Below are 15142 nucleotides of genomic sequence, written 5' to 3' on the forward strand. Positions count from 1 at the left end.
GGATAAAACATGAATTTTACGGATCCTTCCCAAAAAGAAGAGGGCTCTTCTTTTAGCATCAACTCACTTTTAGAAAAGGATATTTTCCCAGATTGGCTCATTCGTTTTCGTATCCGCCAACTTTTAAACCTTCGGATCAAACAAGAACGGAAAGAAAATACTACGTCCCAGCTCCAACACAAAATGAATTATGTGAATGAGTTAAAAAAATCCCCCATAGCCGTACATACAGATGCTGCCAATGAACAACACTACGAAGTTCCGAGTGATTTTTTTACTTATGTGATGGGTCCGAGTATGAAATACTCATCTGGATATTGGCAAAGTTTAGATACTAGTTTTGCTGAGTCCGAAGAAGATATGTTACGGATCACAGTGGAGCGTGCAGAGATCAAAAATGGAATGAAGGTATTGGACCTCGGATGTGGATGGGGGAGTATTTCTCTTTATATTGCAGAAAAATTTCCTAAGTGCAAAGTTACAGGTGTTTCTAATTCCCGAACTCAAAAAGAGTTTATCGACAAACGTGCTAAAGAACGTGGTTTAAAAAACTTAACCATCATCACAAAGGATATGAACGATTTTACTACTAAAGACAAGTTTGATCGGATTGTATCTGTAGAGATGTTGGAACATATGAAAAATTATGAGAAACTTTTTGAAAAACTATCTAAGTTTCTTGTCGCTGATGGAAAGTTTTTTGTGCATATCTTCACTCATAAAGAGTTTGCTTACCCTTTCGAAGTCATTGATGAAACGGACTGGATGGCGAAGTATTTTTTTACTGGTGGGCAAATGCCCTCGAACGATTTATTTTTATATTTCCAAAAAGATTTTCTCATTGAAAACCACTGGATTGTGAATGGGACTCACTATGCGAGAACAAGCGAAGCTTGGTATGATAATTTAACCCAAAACAAGGATAAACTAATGCCTATCCTTGCGAGTACTTACGGCGAAAAAGAAAAAACCAAATGGTTTGTGTATTGGAAAGTTTTCTTTCTCGCCTGTGCTGAGTTATGGGGTTATCGAAACGGAGAAGAGTGGTTTGTGAGCCACTACTTGTTTCGAAAACGCTGAGTTTTTTTTCCAGCCGTCTTTACGTAAACTCCACCTTCTTTTTTAGAAGAGGGTGCACCACTGCGTCGACTATCTCCACCGCGTTCGCCACGATCACTACGTTCTCCGCGTTCGCTTCTTTCGCTATTGGATCTTCCTCCACGATAACCACCGCGACCACCACCAGATCCGCCATCATCCCGACGACGTCTTCCTGATCCGCCACCGCCTGGAGGAGTTTCGCTCCATTCAGAAGGTGATTTCCCAATTTTTTCTGGTCCAGAAATTTTGGTTTTATCAAGCATATTAGAAAGTAGTTTGAGAGCCACAGAACGTTTGTCGTCTAACTTTAAAAGTTTTTCGAGAACTTCTTCTGCATCAGCATGTACTTCTGTTTCTACAACTTTGTTTAAGAAGTCTTCTTCTCTTCTGGCAAGTACTTCCTTTTTTGTTGGAAGGGCAGCTATGCTCAGATTCATACCCGATGTACCTTTGAGTCTAAGGAGGGCACGAGATTCTCTTGTGGTAACAAGAGTCACAGCTTTACCTGACTTTCCAGCACGGCCGGTACGACCAATTCTATGTGTATAACTTTCGCTATCAAAAGGTAGGTGGTAGTTGATCACAAGAGACAAATCTTTTACATCAAGACCGCGAGCCGCAACGTCAGTTGCAACAAGGATCTTCACTCGACCATCGTGTAAACTTTTTAGAACTTGTTCTCTTTGTTTTTGGTTTAGGTCACCGTGGAGAGCTTCCACAGGATATCCTTTGAATCCAAGAGTTGCTTTTAAATCATCAGCTTCTTTTTTTGTTTTTGTGAAGATGATTGCCTTATATGGATTTTCATAATCCAAAATACGGACAACAGCGATTTCGCGTTCTACTTCATCAATTACGTAGTACACTTGTTCAATGTTTTTAGAAGATTTTTCTGTAGGAGCAATCTTTACATGAGCAGGATGCGTTTGGTACTTACTTGCCAACTTCTTGATCGGCTCCGGCATGGTTGCGGAGAAAAGTAAAGTTTGTCTTTTGGTTGGTAGTAGATTGAAGATGGATTCAATATCATCCATAAAACCCATATCGAGCATTTCATCTGCTTCATCCAAAATCACCATAGAAGGTTTGAAGTTTTTTAGTTCTTTTCCTTTGAGAAGGTCTAGAAGTCTTCCTGGTGTTGCAACGGCAACTTGGGCACCTTTGGCCACTTGTGTGATTTGTTTAGAATAGGAACTTCCACCGTAAATAGTGGTGGTTTTGATTCCTAAATGTTTTCCCAGTTTATACAATTCATCAGATACTTGTAACGCGAGTTCACGAGTGGGAGTGAGGACAAGTACTTGCATGCCATCATTCACATTGATTCGGTTCAAACAGGGGAGTCCGTAAGCTGCAGTTTTTCCGGTACCGGTCTGCGCTTGTGCGATTAAATCTTTTCCTTCCAATACGAGCGGAATCGCTTGTTTTTGGATAGGGCTTGGGGATTCGAAGCCTGCTTCAGTGATTCCTTGTAGTATTTCAGGACGTAATCCGAAGGATTGGAAGTCATTTCCAGCTTCGGTTTCATTCTTAGTCATGGAAATAGGATACAATAAAAAAATGGCCTAAAAAAGAAAGGGAAAAATATCAGAATGGCCTAGGGTCTCCTGTCCGCAATTTCCTTTAGGTGGAGGTAAAGATCCTCTTTTAGATAGGGTTTGGGCATAAAGTACTCAAATCCCGAGGCAAGGATATGGTTTTTTTCCTCGGGCATACAGAGCCCAGTGCAGGCAAAGAGAACGGGGCGGTCGGGTTTTCCCTCCAATCCTTTGGCAATTTCGGTTCCATGTTTCCCTGGCATCTCAATGTCGAGAAAGGCTATGTCAAAATTGGATTCGTTTAAAATCTTTTCTGTATCAACTCCGTTACTTGATTCTACAATTTCAAAATGAAGGGGTTTTAAATAACTCTTCAAAACTTTTCGATTGAGTTCATTATCATCAGCAATCAGAACTCGTTGCGGTTTAGAAAATGTAGGAAATTTGGATTTATGTTTCCTTTCTTTTTCCAATTTTTCTGAACTTACTTCTTCTGATTTCCAAAGAATAGGGATCTTTACTTTGAATGTAGATCCTTGTCCTAAGGCTGATTCAACATTGACTTCTCCTTTCATTTCTTCTAACGAAAGTTTTACGATCGAAAGCCCAAGGCCAGAACCAGAAATAACACAACCTTCGGGAACAAATTCATTGTATTTTTGAAAGAGTCGGTCTTTCACTTCAGGGGAAATTCCTGGTCCCGTGTCTTTAATTTCTATATGTAAAATACCTTTGTCTTCTGTTGTATTTTCTAGATGAACAGAAAAGGTAACATTCCCTTTGTTTGTAAACTTCACAGCGTTTGCCGTTAGATTCCAAAATACTTTTTCTATTTTTCTTTTGTCGGAATAAACAAAGACATTTTGATTTACCTTGTTATGAAGAATAAAATCTATTTTTTTTCGTTTGGTTTCCGCCGTAAAAAAGGAATCTAAGATATGTAAACATTGATGGAGTTCGAACCATTCATTTTTTAATACGCTGCCATTCTCTTCCAATCTGGAAATCTCGATGGTATCATTCACTAGATGTAAAATTACTTCTCCAGCATTTCTAACATGATCCACATAACTAAGAACAGATGGATGTAATTCTATTTCGCGAATCATTTCAGACATCCCAAGAAGTGAGTTTAATGGATTTCGGATGTCGTGACTGATGGCCGCAATAAAGTCCCTTTTGGCCGCTGTGGCTTTTTCTGCAGACCGTTTTTCGATGCCTAAACGTTCGTTTGCATTCCGCATTTGTAACAAACGAATGGTTTGTTTGCCAAGTAAATGGAGCATTTGCATTTGGTCGTTCGTTAACTCTCTTGGTTTGTTATCGATGACGCAGAGTGTTCCTAATTTGATTTGGTCGTCCAAAGCCAAAGGGAAACCTGCATAAAAAATAACGTTAGGAGCTTCATCAACCAATGGATTGTTTTTAAATCGAATGTCTTCTTTCGCATTGGGGACAACAAAAAGTCCCTCTCCCAAAATGGCATGGGCACAAAAGGCGAGGGACCTTGGGGTTTCGCGGGCATTGAGGCCGTGGTGGGATTTGAACCATTGCCTGGATTCATCTACCAAACTGACAAGGGAGATGGGGACATTGCAGATCATAGATGCCAGCTTTGTCACTTCATCGAACATTTCCTCTTCTGGAGTGTCGAGGATTTCCAGGCTTTTTAAAGCGGGAAGACGTGCTGTCTCATTTTTTGGTAAAGGTGCAATGAGCATACGAAATTTAGACGAAATCATTTTCCTCTAAAGGAAAGTAAAATTTCTATTTTTCCTCAGTCTAAAACCTATGAACCGTTCTCTTAAAGTGCTATTCGCTTCTATCCATTTGGTGTTCGGATTATTCCTGATTACCTCTTGTATGGAGACTGCCTCTCCTACGCCAAAAAAACCAGAGAATCCAGAACTTAAGAAAAAACTCACAGACTTACAATATAGAGTCACTCAAGAAGAGGAAACAGAACCGCCTTTTCGAAATGAATATTGGGACAACCATAGAGAGGGGATTTATGTGGACATTGTCTCGAAAGAGCCTTTGTTCAGTTCCAAAGATAAGTTTGAGTCAGGGACAGGTTGGCCTAGTTTTACAAAACCACTGGTAACAGAAAACGTAATCGAGATTACGGACAATTCCTATGGGATGGTTCGGACAGAGGTTCGTTCTAAAAAAGCAAACTCGCATTTGGGGCATGTTTTTGATGATGGGCCAATGCCAACTAACAAGAGATACTGTATGAATTCTGCTTCTATGGAGTTTATACCAAAAGCAGATTTAAAAAAGAGAGGTTACGAATCTTTTCTTTCTGAATTTGCAGAATGAATATAAAATACAAACCATCCATTCACTGAATGGAAAAATTTTACTGGAAAAGTTGGAACCTCTGTAAAGAACCTTAAAAATTTTTTAAGCCCAAAGGTTCATCATAAACTCTTCATCATTACGGAGAGAAATGAGTTTGTATTTGGTCTCGTGAATGTCTTCTCTAGAAACTTCTCGTTTCCAACGGACATCTGTTTTCAGTTTACGAACTCGAGTTTGTAATTCCACTAGCTCCCAAACAGAATCTTCCATTTCCTTTCTGTAAAGATTGGTAAAAAGTGGAGCCACTTGGTCAGGGGTGTCCATTTTTAAAAGTTCTACATGAGTTAGGTCGTGAATATTTTGCAAAGCCCAAATATGTAAAGTGAGAGTGGTGATCCTCTCTAGTTGAGAGATTTCATCTTTAATATTTCTAGTGACTTGTTGTTTGAAAAAACGAATGCGTTTTTCTAAATACGCGATGAGATCAGACTTTGGAATTTCTCTTTGTTTCCATTTTTCCCAATCGGTTTTTAAATCTTCAAAAAGTCCTTCTCCATAAAATACGGATGAGGCTTCCATAAGTTGGATGCTACCTGGTTCCGAAATTTTTAATCTATGTCTAAGGGAATCCGCATCCCCGGCAATCATATTCACCGGAGCCACATCCTCTAGCTTTTGTAAGGCGCGAGAAATGGAATCGATGAATTGAGATTTCATTTGGTCAGTGGAGTGCGCTACCAAATAAAAATTAAGATCGGACTCTTCATGGAAATCTCCTCTTTCACGGGATCCATAAAAAAGAATTTGGTAGGGTTTCGTTGACGGGATGATTTCTAATTCATCCAAAACTTGTGCATATAGGTTAGGGTTTAGTGCTTCAAATTCCATGGTTCATTCAAAGTATAATTTCATTCGGGATAGATTTTCTAAAATAGCTTTGAAGGCACGATCACGTTCTTCATTGCCTGGGAAAGGGAGGGACTTTACATTATTGAGATCTTGGTAAATGATTTCAATGGAAGGTTGGTTGGGATTTTTTTTGATGGAGGCAATGTAATCCAAATTGATAACTTCCGATTCACCTAATTTCAACCACATAGAATTTCTCCTCAAAGCCTAACTGCCTCTATCAATTTGCCTAATCTTTTTTTCTAAAAAATCAGGCTTTGCGGAAAATCCCGGTACCTAGTAAAGATCTAGGGACTGGAGCACCATCTGGTGGAGGGCATTCGCCAATTCTTTGGAACTGGTGGAGTTTGGTACAATGGTCTCAAAAACGAGTAAAAACCCATTGTGGATCCCTTCCCAACGAGCATAGAGCTGGGAATCTGGATGGGTAAAGACAAGAACACTGCATTTTTTCGATCCCCAAACGAAGTAGGATACGTCTGGATTTTGGACTTCATTTTTGTAATAATAGGGGAACTGGGATTGGTTTTCCCGGTCTGTGGAGGAGAGTCGTAACCATTGGATTTTCCCCGTTGGTTCCAGGCGGATTTCATAACTATTCCCTGTTCCAAAAATAGAACTCGATTTTAGGAGGTCAAAGTTTTCTTTCGCCACCCAAACTGCATGGTAAGTAAGGCGTAGTTCTTTTGTTAGGTTGGATTTTTTGGGATCCGGTGTTTGTACCAAAAGAGGAGTTTTCTCTTTTGTTTCTAATCTACTTTCTTTTCCCGATTGGCAAGTGATACTTCCCATTAGGAAAAGAATCAAAAGGATATTAATGACCGACTTCATATTCATCTCCTAAATAATTTTGGAAAAGGTATCCGTTTTCTGTTTTCTTTTGTAAATAGTCAGGTGAAAGAAGCACTTTCCCTCCACCACCCGTTAGGTCCTTTACATAATTCGGGATTGTGATTCCCGAATGATAACCTCTGAGTTTGCGATAGATTTCAATCCCTCGTTCCATCGGCACAACAAAATCAGAACTTCCAAACACCTCGTCACATTGGTGGAGGTAATAAGGTTTGATCCCAATCGATATCAGTTTGTAGTTCAGCTCTGATAAAATTTTTGCATCATCATTGATCCCGGAAAGTAAAACGGACTGGTTAAAAATAGAGATATGCCCTGTTTTGATCATTCGCATAACATACATTTTAGTCTCTTCTGAAATTTCATTCGGATGGTTGAAATGAGTGACCATATACAAAGGGAAATGTTTGGCAAAAACTTCATTTAAAGATTCTGTGAGTCGCATAGGCATGGTCACGGGGTGACGTGTATGAATCCGCACCTGGTTGAGATGGGGGATGGATTTTAATTCCCCTAAAAGATAATCTAAAGAAGAATCAGAAAGTGTGAGTGGGTCCCCCCCAGACAAAATAATTTCTCGAAGTTCTGTATGGGAGCGGAAGTATTCCAGAGCCTTTTCCCATTCGTTACGGTTGGGTGTTTCTTCCGGGTCTGATACCTTTCTTTTTCTCGTACAAAACCGGCAGTACACGGCACATACATGAGAAATATACCAAATCGCGCGGTCAGGGTAACGGTGGGTCACTCCTTTCACTGGCATATACCGTTCTTCGGCAAGAGGGTCTTCTACTTCATTCGGAGTTTTTTTCAGCTCTCCGGATCTGGGGATGATTTGTTTTCGGATCGGACAGTTTGGATTGTCTTTGTCGATCCGTTCCAAATAATAGGGAGTGACGGCAAAACTAAATTCTTCCAATGCAGGTGCAAAACTTACCCTCTCTTCTTCCGTAAGAATCAGTTTTTCTACCAAATCCTCGTAAGTAGTGATTCGGTTTTGTAATTGCCATTTCCAATCCGACCAGGTCATCGCTTATGACCATACTTCGGTTGACACATGGCCAAGTCCCTCGGATTTTGTTAACGAGTAACGAAATTATGAACTTAGGCATTACAGAAGTAAAAAAAGGAATGATCCTCAAGATCGACAATGAGCTTTATTCCGTCGTCAAAACAGAGTTTGTGAACCCAGGAAAGGGTTCTGCTTTCATCCGTACCAAACTTAAAAACATTGTCCGCGATTCTTCCATTGAAAGAACCTTTAAAGCTGCCGAAAAATTGGAAGGTGTGGATTTGGAACGCCGTAAAATGCAGTACTGCTACGCAGACGGTGACCAAATCATTTTTATGGATGTCAACGATTACGAACAAATCCCTGTTTCCAAAGATTATGTGGAAGACATCCTTCCTTTTATGAAAGAAGAAACTCCGGTGGAAGTTGCGTTTTACAATGACAAACCAATTGGGGTAACACCTCCTAACTTTGCTATTTTGGAAGTGACTTATGCAGAGGATGGTCTCAAAGGAGATACAACCGGTCTTGCTCTCAAACGTGTGACGGTAGAAACTGGTGGAGAAGTCCAAGTGCCTATCTTTATCAAACAAGGGGACACTGTAAAAATTGACCTTCGGGATTTATCTTACGTGGAGCGGGTGAATAAATAGATTTGGATTCTCACCCTTCCTTAAAGGAACTGACAAAACTTTCCCATACCTATTATGAAAGGCAGTGGATGTATGCCACTGCTGGGAATCTCTCTGCACGAGAGGGGGAAGTGTTTTGGATCACTGCTTCTGGAAAACATAAGGGTGAACTTACTGATCAGGATTTTGTATCTGTATCAGTCAAAGACGGATCACTTGTTTCTGCGGGTGAGGGTCTCAAACCTTCAGCGGAAACTAGCATCCATCAGGTGGTCTATTCACAGATCCCAGATGCTGGTGCTGCCCTTCATGTCCATACTTTGGATTCCAATCTTTTAGATTTTGGAGTAGGAAAGGAAGAGGGTTTTCGAGATATTACTTTGCCTCCGATTGAAATCATCAAGGCTTTTGGGATCTGGGATGAAAAACCCAATCTCAAGTTTCCTGTTTTTTATAACCACACTCATGTTCCCACCATTGCTTCGGAAATCAAACGTTACATTGAAACCAAAGGGAAACCACAAGTTCCTTTTCTACTGATTGAAGGCCATGGCCCGACAGTTTGGGGAAAATCTGTAGCAGAAGCGAACAAACATTTAGAAGCAGTTCATTTCCTTTTGCAAGTGATGGCAAGACGGATATGAAAGAAGGTGCCCATGTGTATATTTTTGGAATTGGTTCCGGAATTGGACAAGGGCTTCACAAGCGGTTTTTAAAGGACAGCTCTGTTTCTCTTTTTGGATTTTCCAGAAAGGGAAATTCGGATCTTTCGCATTTCTCACAAAGTCAATCAGGAACATTTTCTTGGGATGCCAAAAATCCAAAAGACTTAGAAATGTTTCAATCCTCACTTGCCTCCAAATATCGATCTCAAATAAACGTGACATCATCCACATTCCAGACTACCGACCTTATGGTTTACTTTGCTCTCGGTGATGGTGTGTTTGGACCCATTGACCAACTGGAAGTGGTAGATCTCGCATCTCATTTCCAACTGAATGTCCATTCTCTCATTCTACTTTCGAAGGCCTTCTCTCCGCTTCTTTCTTCCTTTCGTAGTTCCACCTTTGTGTTTTTAGGTTCCACTGCGGGAAAACAAGGATTTCCAGAATCGGTAGCTTACTGTGCTTCTAAACATGCTGTTTTGGGAATAACCAGAGCACTCCGAGAAGAATGGAAACCTTGGGGAACTAAGGTGATTCATGTCAGTCTTGGAGCCGTCGCCACGGAAATTTGGGATACAAGACCGCAGTTTGACAAGAATGATATGATTTCCATCTCAGACATTTCTGAGTATTTATGGAGCATTTCCCACTTGCCTAAATCTGTATTTGTGGATGACTTATCCATTACCCCAAGAAAAGGAATTTTATAGTTCCCATGGAATTTAAGGAATCGATTGTACTCGTGACCGGTGGCAGTGGAGGGATTGGAAGGGAAATCGTTCGTACCCTCGTCCTTGCGGGGTTTTCTGTTTGGAATTTGGACAAAGTTCGGCCTACATCCCCCATTTTACAAGAGACCTACCGAGAGGTAGACCTGGCAGAAACTCCCTTTGTAGTAGAGAGGAGCCTTGCCAAGATCATCCAGGAAAGTTCTGAGGTGGGTGATCTTTATGGTTTTGTTCACAATGCTGGGTTTGGCGGACCTTATCACCCCATCACAGAAGTTTCTGCAGAAGAATGGGAGTCCATTTTTCGAATCAATCTTGGTAGTTTGTTTCTTTTATCTAAATTAGTTTTACCAATTTTTAAAACCCAAAGTTTTGGACGGATTGTTGCGATTGCTTCTTCTTTGTCCATTGTGGGTTCAGCCCATTCAGTGGCTTATTCTTCCTCCAAACATGGGTTAGTTGGATTTATTCGTTCCGTTGCGGATGAATGGGGCAAATTTGGAATCACTGCCAATGCAGTAAGCCCTGGTTTTGTAGATACAAAAATGGGAATCCAAGAAGACCAAGTCTCTGATCATAAAACAAAAATCATAGAAAAGACACCTGTTAGGAGAATTGCAGAACCTTCCGAAATTGCCCGAGTGGTGAATTTCCTTCTTCAAAAAGAATCCGGTTATATTTCTGGATCCAATTGGACCGTCGATGGCGGACTTACAGCGATTTTATGAGAATATCACCTCCACATGATCATTTTTTGCAACTGACGACCAAAGAAACCTTGGGCAGGTCATCAGGGATTATTTTACAAAAAGAAGCATTGTCGATTATGAAGACAGTGGAGATCCAAAGTTCTCGTGAAAATATTGAATCTGGTCATTTGTTTCGGCCTACAGATTCTAATTTTGAAAAACTAAAAATGGATCACGAAACTGGTTTGGATGCCATGTGGCAACTCATTGACTACGGACTGACCACTCAACTTTTTGAAATTAAATACGATGCAGATCTCGGTGAATTACGGTTTGTCAATTTTCTTGTGGGCCTTCCAGGGGGAATGCCATTGGAAGAACCATACAAACTATTCATCGCAAGGTCTACAGAACATCTATATCATTACATCCAAGCCAAACGAATTTTAACAGAAGATACTTGGCGTAATGTGTTAAACAAACTAGCTGATATTGATTATCAAGAAACAAAGGGATCCGGTGATGAACTGGATCGAATATTGGAACCCAAACAGTTCCCCTTACAACCGTCAGCTGAAATGTTAAAACGTTCGCGTGGACTGATCATAGATGAGTTGGAAGCGGATCCCCAAATCATCGTCCTACCACATGTGGGATTTTATTCGATTCCAGAGATGGAGGCGGCAAGTTTTTTACATATCGCAAACGAATATTTAATGACCAAAGTGGAACCTTTGGCAAAGGCATTCGATGGTGAAATTCGATTGGGCTTAGATCGGATTCATACAACAGCCCCTGTAAGTGGGAATTCCGAACCAAGTGAAATTGATTTAATCCGTTCTAAAATTGAAATGTTATATGGATTTAAAGAAATTCTAAAAGAAAATGGATTTTACCCTTTAGTTCATAACTTGAGAAAAGTTGCCGAGATGGCGGCCAAATATGCTGAGGTTGAAAAAAAACGGGAAGTAGACCGACTCCTCAAAGTATATATGAAGATGTTAGATAGTCAATTTGACTTTGATTCTAGACTACTTCGTATCAATTTAGAAAAGGACAATGAACATGATACCATCATCGTGGATCTTCTCAGAAAAAATCCCAAAGTCCTTTCTGCGGAATGGCATGACCAAGATTCCAAAATTGCTATTTTTGTGAATAACAATCAAAACAATATAAAGGATATCAATCATCTAATTTTTCAAAATTATAGATTCACTACCGAACATATTTTATATTTAAAAGCCGTCATTGAGTTAAATGAAAAAGAATTAAAACCTCTATTTAAAGATGATGAGTTTGTGAAAACTTATGGGAAAAATCTCCAGTCCGTTTATTTTAATTATATTCCTTGGTTTTATAAACTTTTTTATTTTTTAGGTATTTCTCCGATCGTAAACTCAGGTTATGCGAAAGCAAAATCCATCCTTACTTATGCACAAATGGATCGTCAGTTTTTATACCAAAAACGTAGGGAAAATTTCTTTAAGAAAAAACTAAGGGAAAGAGAAGAGCGGTTTGAAAAAGAGAAAAAACAACAACTAAAACGGGCTCTTACTTCTGCCCTCAGTGATGCTTATTTCCAAAAGAATTGTTTGCCTTCTGTGGATTGGTTGGGTTCTAATTATCCTGCATTCTCTGCAGAGACTTTAGAGAAGATGATTCCTGATTTTGCATTTATTTCCACAACGGGTAAATCGGTGAAAGCAAGTTCGGTCATTTTATTCCCCAACTCTCCTGAATTTGACTCACTGAACAAACGTTTGAAGGATTTATTCAATCAGTGGACCAGAGGAGAAATAGAACCTCCCTTGGAAGACCCTGAACTTCTAGTCCAGATCCGAGCACTGATTTAAAATCAATACCAACGTTTTATTCTAAAATAGAGTAACATAATCAAACCTAAAAATCCCATAGCACCTAAGGCGGTGATAAAACCATATTCCCATTCTAAAGTGGGCATATGCCGAAAGTTCATCCCATAAATCCCCGCAACAAGGGACATCGGTAACATAATGGCCGTCATGATGGTAAGTATCTTCATGATCTCATTGGTTTTACGAGTGGAGATTGCAATATGTGCTTCGAGTGCCGATGAAATCGATTCAATATTACTTTCCACAAGTTCTAGAATGCGAAGGGAATGATCCCTTACATCACGAAAGAAAGCATCTGCCTCATCACTAAAAAAGCTGTTTTTGATTTTTTCTAAATCTTCTAGAACTTCTTTATTTTGTAACATCCCTTTTTTAATCGAAAGAAGGCTTGCTCGCAAACTATAAACATTACTGATATCTAAAGACTTGGAATTTCCAAAAATTTGATCTTCAAAATGTTCGATCCTTTCTTCTAGTTTCTGAGTGATGGCTAAAGTATGGTCAGTTTCCACATCCAGAATTTTATGAACCACAAACTCATACCCGCGGGCTAGGATTTTATTATTCACTTTCCACTGATCAATCAAGTCACCAATGCTATCTCGATAATCAAGTGTTAAGGAAATGATTTGGTTTGGAGTTAAAATAAAGTTAAAATTCTTTTGTGTAAGCTGGTTTCTTTCAAAGTGAAACCCTCGGAAAACAAAAAAGATATAATTGGGAAAAATCTCGAGTTTGATTCGGCTATTCGGATTTAAAATATCTTCAATGGTAAGTTGGTGAATATCATGTTTTTGAAAGAGGAACATGAGTTTTTCCTCGTTTTCAGCAGTGATATGGATCCAATGTTTGGGGTGTCTGTGAGAAAGGGGGAGAGGTCTGTCAAGGAGCACCTCATCTTTACTCGAAGGTGTTAAGATATAATTAAAGAGAGCTGGCATTTACACAATGTTCCTTAGGAAAAAATCTCTGAGTTCTTTTCTATCATCAGTACAGTCTTCTGCGATCACAAATTTTTTAGTTTTATAGAATTCGGATGCAGTGATCATCGATTCTTTGATTTTACCTGACCTTGAAAGGATGAGGTGGAATTTTTCTCCAGGACGGAGATTTTTTTCCAGTTTTTGAAGGGAATTTGCTGTGGCCCGTTTCCCATTGATGGCCAGAATTTCATCGTCTAACATAAGATCGAATGATGGGATTTCTGATTTGTGGAGGAGTTTTTGGATGTAAAGGTTCCCGTTTTTTTCTTTGGCCTTGAAACCTGTATCTCCGGTTGGATCAGTTTGGATCCTTCGAATTCCAATGATATCTAAATAATGATCTACGGGAATGGGTTTTGGATTTTCTAAATAATCATTAAATTCTGTTTTTAAATCCACATCTGTGACTTCTTTTACTGTATCAAAGAACTCTTGTTTGGTGAATCCTCTGCCTTTCGTTTTGACAAAAACTTCGTTCAATTTATGGAAAACATGTCGGATTGTTTTTTTCTCTTTTGATTCTCTTAGTAAAAATAAATTCATACATAGAGCAAGGACTCCTCCCTTAGTATAATAAGAAACGGTAATATTGTGGCTATTTCCGTTTCGTTTATAGTATTTCGTCCATGCCGTAAATGAAGATTCTTCTAAACTCATCCAAGAATCTGCATCATTATCTTCTAAAGAAAAAATATCGGATTGGAGTTTGGAAAAGTATTCTTCTTTGGTTAAAAATCCAGAGTGATACAGAAAGTATACATCATAAAAACTAGTAAATCCTTCTGCAATCCACAACTCTCGTGTTAGGTTAGGTTTTTGGTAATCAAAAGGACCAAGGGCAATGGGCCGAATCCTTTTGATGTTCCAGAGATGGAAATATTCATGGGATAAAAGTTCGAGAAGTCTTTTATACTCTTCTTCATCAGAAATGAGTTCTGGATTGAAGTAGTTTATGCTAGAAGCTCTATGCTCAAGTCCTCCATAAGCTGGCAAACTTAAATTTAGTACAAATAAATAGTAGGGATTAGGAGACTCCATCATCCATTCGATTTGAGTTTCTGTAATGCGTTTTAGGTCACTGGCAAGTTTTGTTTTGAAATCAAAGGTCACATCACCTTCGACGAGTAACTCATGTTTGGTTTCTCCTGCGGCAAAAAAAACAGAATTTTGTTTACTCAAGTGAAAAGGTGAGTCAAATAACTCATCAAAATCGTTGGCATAAAAGACGTGTGAGTTTTCTGCGTTTCGAGTTAGACTAGAATACACATAAGGAAAGAATTCAGAGACTTGGAACTGGACTGTGGATGGTTGGTTTAACTTCCCTTCAGGGTATAAAAACAAAGCTGGTGGATTGATAAATCCAAATTCTGTTTCTAAATAATTTGTCCTAACGGTAAAGTCTTCAAAAGCATAAATAATATATGAAATTTCGAATTCTGCCGGTAAGTTTTTTAATTTCCAACGGTGTAAGTCTATCATCTCGAATGGAATGATTTCTCCCGTTTTTGAATTTCTAACATTGAATTTATGGAGATGGGTTCCGTAATCTCGGATCATATAGGAACCTGGGGTCCAACTGGGTAGACAAAAGTTTAACTCCGTTTGGTCTGTTTGGACTCGGAGTTTTACCTGAAAGTAATGTTTGAAAAGATCAAAAATGGAGACCTCAAAATCTAGATGGAGTGAGTTCGACTGGCCGGATTCGGTACCGGTTTTTTCCTGTGGTTCTTTTGCCATGGTAACCCTATCTTCTTTTATTTTTAGTTTTGATCAAATGTTTTCTTGACGTTATTTCTCTATAGTACTAGAAAAGGCATAGCTAAGGTATGAGCAAAGGAGGTGGTCTTTTTGGAAA

15 protein-coding genes are annotated in these 15142 nt (G+C 39.2%); 7 read left to right on the forward strand and 8 right to left on the reverse strand.

All coding sequences use genetic code 11. The annotated features are described in order from the left end of the window. Positions 1-9 precede the first annotated feature (9 nt). Entirely contained in the window at positions 10-1080 is a 1071-nt protein-coding gene (locus CH361_RS16585) for an SAM-dependent methyltransferase (protein ID WP_100791935.1), read from the forward strand. On the opposite strand, the gene CH361_RS16590 is transcribed toward CH361_RS16585, so the two are convergent. Both CH361_RS16590 and CH361_RS16595 read right to left on the reverse strand, forming a co-directional pair. Further along, on the reverse strand, positions 1059-2639 hold the full coding sequence (locus CH361_RS16590; protein ID WP_100791936.1) for a DEAD/DEAH box helicase: 1581 nt from the start codon (positions 2637-2639) through the stop codon (positions 1059-1061). The genes CH361_RS16585 and CH361_RS16590 overlap by 22 nt on opposite strands. 59 nt (positions 2640-2698) lie before the next feature. Beyond that, complete coding sequence (locus CH361_RS16595) at positions 2699-4381, reverse strand: hybrid sensor histidine kinase/response regulator (RefSeq protein WP_244279934.1); 1683 nt, start codon at positions 4379-4381, stop codon at positions 2699-2701. A gap of 49 nt (positions 4382-4430) precedes the next feature. Between CH361_RS16595 and msrB the strand changes: the two genes are divergently transcribed. Then, positions 4431-4961: a peptide-methionine (R)-S-oxide reductase MsrB gene (msrB, locus tag CH361_RS16600; protein ID WP_100791938.1), complete on the forward strand. Its 531-nt coding sequence runs from the start codon at positions 4431-4433 to the stop codon at positions 4959-4961. 84 nt (positions 4962-5045) lie between these two features. Here the strand turns inward: msrB and CH361_RS16605 are convergent, their stop codons facing one another. From CH361_RS16605 to CH361_RS16620, 4 genes are all read right to left on the reverse strand, one after another. Next, on the reverse strand, positions 5046-5831 hold the full coding sequence (locus CH361_RS16605) for a hypothetical protein (RefSeq protein ID WP_100791939.1): 786 nt from the start codon (positions 5829-5831) through the stop codon (positions 5046-5048). Positions 5832-5834: 3 nt separating this feature from the next. Continuing rightward, the gene (locus tag CH361_RS16610) at positions 5835-6041 is read right to left on the reverse strand and encodes a hypothetical protein (RefSeq protein WP_100791940.1); all 207 of its coding nucleotides are present in this window, start codon (positions 6039-6041) and stop codon (positions 5835-5837) included. Positions 6042-6128: 87 nt separating this feature from the next. After that, on the reverse strand, positions 6129-6683 hold the full coding sequence (locus CH361_RS16615; protein ID WP_100791941.1) for a hypothetical protein: 555 nt from the start codon (positions 6681-6683) through the stop codon (positions 6129-6131). Then, complete coding sequence (locus CH361_RS16620; protein WP_100791942.1) at positions 6667-7731, reverse strand: KamA family radical SAM protein; 1065 nt, start codon at positions 7729-7731, stop codon at positions 6667-6669. Before CH361_RS16620 ends, CH361_RS16615 begins: the two co-directional genes overlap by 17 nt. A 68-nt stretch (positions 7732-7799) precedes the next feature. On the opposite strand from CH361_RS16620, the gene efp reads away from it, so the two are divergent. The 5 genes from efp to CH361_RS16645 are packed head-to-tail and all read left to right on the forward strand — an operon-like array spanning position 7800 to position 12283. Next, entirely contained in the window at positions 7800-8366 is a 567-nt protein-coding gene (efp, locus tag CH361_RS16625; RefSeq protein WP_100791943.1) for an elongation factor P, read from the forward strand. Between the two features lie 2 nt (positions 8367-8368). Next, positions 8369-8989, forward strand: a complete 621-nt coding sequence (gene mtnB / locus CH361_RS16630; RefSeq protein ID WP_100791944.1) for a methylthioribulose 1-phosphate dehydratase — start codon at positions 8369-8371, stop codon at positions 8987-8989. After that, the gene (locus CH361_RS16635) at positions 8986-9720 is read left to right on the forward strand and encodes an SDR family oxidoreductase (protein WP_100791945.1); all 735 of its coding nucleotides are present in this window, start codon (positions 8986-8988) and stop codon (positions 9718-9720) included. Before mtnB ends, CH361_RS16635 begins: the two co-directional genes overlap by 4 nt. Positions 9721-9725: 5 nt before the next feature. Further along, entirely contained in the window at positions 9726-10466 is a 741-nt protein-coding gene (locus CH361_RS16640; protein WP_100791946.1) for an SDR family NAD(P)-dependent oxidoreductase, read from the forward strand. Further along, positions 10463-12283 carry a hypothetical protein gene (locus CH361_RS16645; RefSeq protein WP_100791947.1) on the forward strand — a complete coding sequence of 607 codons (1821 nt, stop codon included), beginning with the start codon at positions 10463-10465 and terminating at the stop codon, positions 12281-12283. Before CH361_RS16640 ends, CH361_RS16645 begins: the two co-directional genes overlap by 4 nt. A 2-nt stretch (positions 12284-12285) precedes the next feature. On the opposite strand, the gene CH361_RS16650 is transcribed toward CH361_RS16645, so the two are convergent. Together CH361_RS16650 and CH361_RS16655 are read right to left on the reverse strand one after the other, a co-directional pair. Beyond that, positions 12286-13245 carry a magnesium transporter CorA family protein gene (locus CH361_RS16650; protein WP_100791948.1) on the reverse strand — a complete coding sequence of 320 codons (960 nt, stop codon included), beginning with the start codon at positions 13243-13245 and terminating at the stop codon, positions 12286-12288. Continuing rightward, positions 13246-15024 carry a M61 family metallopeptidase gene (locus tag CH361_RS16655; RefSeq protein WP_100791949.1) on the reverse strand — a complete coding sequence of 593 codons (1779 nt, stop codon included), beginning with the start codon at positions 15022-15024 and terminating at the stop codon, positions 13246-13248. Positions 15025-15142: the final 118 nt, after the last annotated feature.

The sequence above is a fragment of the Leptospira brenneri genome, from assembly GCF_002812125.1.
In the GTDB taxonomy this organism is placed as follows: domain Bacteria; phylum Spirochaetota; class Leptospiria; order Leptospirales; family Leptospiraceae; genus Leptospira_A; species Leptospira_A brenneri.

Excerpts from the sequence above, each read along its gene's own strand:
- CH361_RS16585 (WP_100791935.1), top strand. The coding sequence starts at position 10 with ATGAATTTTACGGATCCTTCCCAAAAAGAAGAGGGCTCTTCTTTTAGC.
- CH361_RS16590 (WP_100791936.1), bottom strand. The coding sequence starts at position 2,639 with ATGACTAAGAATGAAACCGAAGCTGGAAATGACTTCCAATCCTTCGGA.
- CH361_RS16595 (WP_244279934.1), bottom strand. The coding sequence starts at position 4,381 with ATGATTTCGTCTAAATTTCGTATGCTCATTGCACCTTTACCAAAAAAT.
- msrB (WP_100791938.1), top strand. The coding sequence starts at position 4,431 with ATGAACCGTTCTCTTAAAGTGCTATTCGCTTCTATCCATTTGGTGTTC.
- CH361_RS16605 (WP_100791939.1), bottom strand. The coding sequence starts at position 5,831 with ATGGAATTTGAAGCACTAAACCCTAACCTATATGCACAAGTTTTGGAT.
- CH361_RS16610 (WP_100791940.1), bottom strand. The coding sequence starts at position 6,041 with ATGTGGTTGAAATTAGGTGAATCGGAAGTTATCAATTTGGATTACATT.
- CH361_RS16615 (WP_100791941.1), bottom strand. The coding sequence starts at position 6,683 with ATGAAGTCGGTCATTAATATCCTTTTGATTCTTTTCCTAATGGGAAGT.
- CH361_RS16620 (WP_100791942.1), bottom strand. The coding sequence starts at position 7,731 with ATGACCTGGTCGGATTGGAAATGGCAATTACAAAACCGAATCACTACT.
- efp (WP_100791943.1), top strand. The coding sequence starts at position 7,800 with ATGAACTTAGGCATTACAGAAGTAAAAAAAGGAATGATCCTCAAGATC.
- CH361_RS16635 (WP_100791945.1), top strand. The coding sequence starts at position 8,986 with ATGAAAGAAGGTGCCCATGTGTATATTTTTGGAATTGGTTCCGGAATT.
- CH361_RS16640 (WP_100791946.1), top strand. The coding sequence starts at position 9,726 with ATGGAATTTAAGGAATCGATTGTACTCGTGACCGGTGGCAGTGGAGGG.
- CH361_RS16645 (WP_100791947.1), top strand. The coding sequence starts at position 10,463 with ATGAGAATATCACCTCCACATGATCATTTTTTGCAACTGACGACCAAA.
- CH361_RS16650 (WP_100791948.1), bottom strand. The coding sequence starts at position 13,245 with ATGCCAGCTCTCTTTAATTATATCTTAACACCTTCGAGTAAAGATGAG.
- CH361_RS16655 (WP_100791949.1), bottom strand. The coding sequence starts at position 15,024 with ATGGCAAAAGAACCACAGGAAAAAACCGGTACCGAATCCGGCCAGTCG.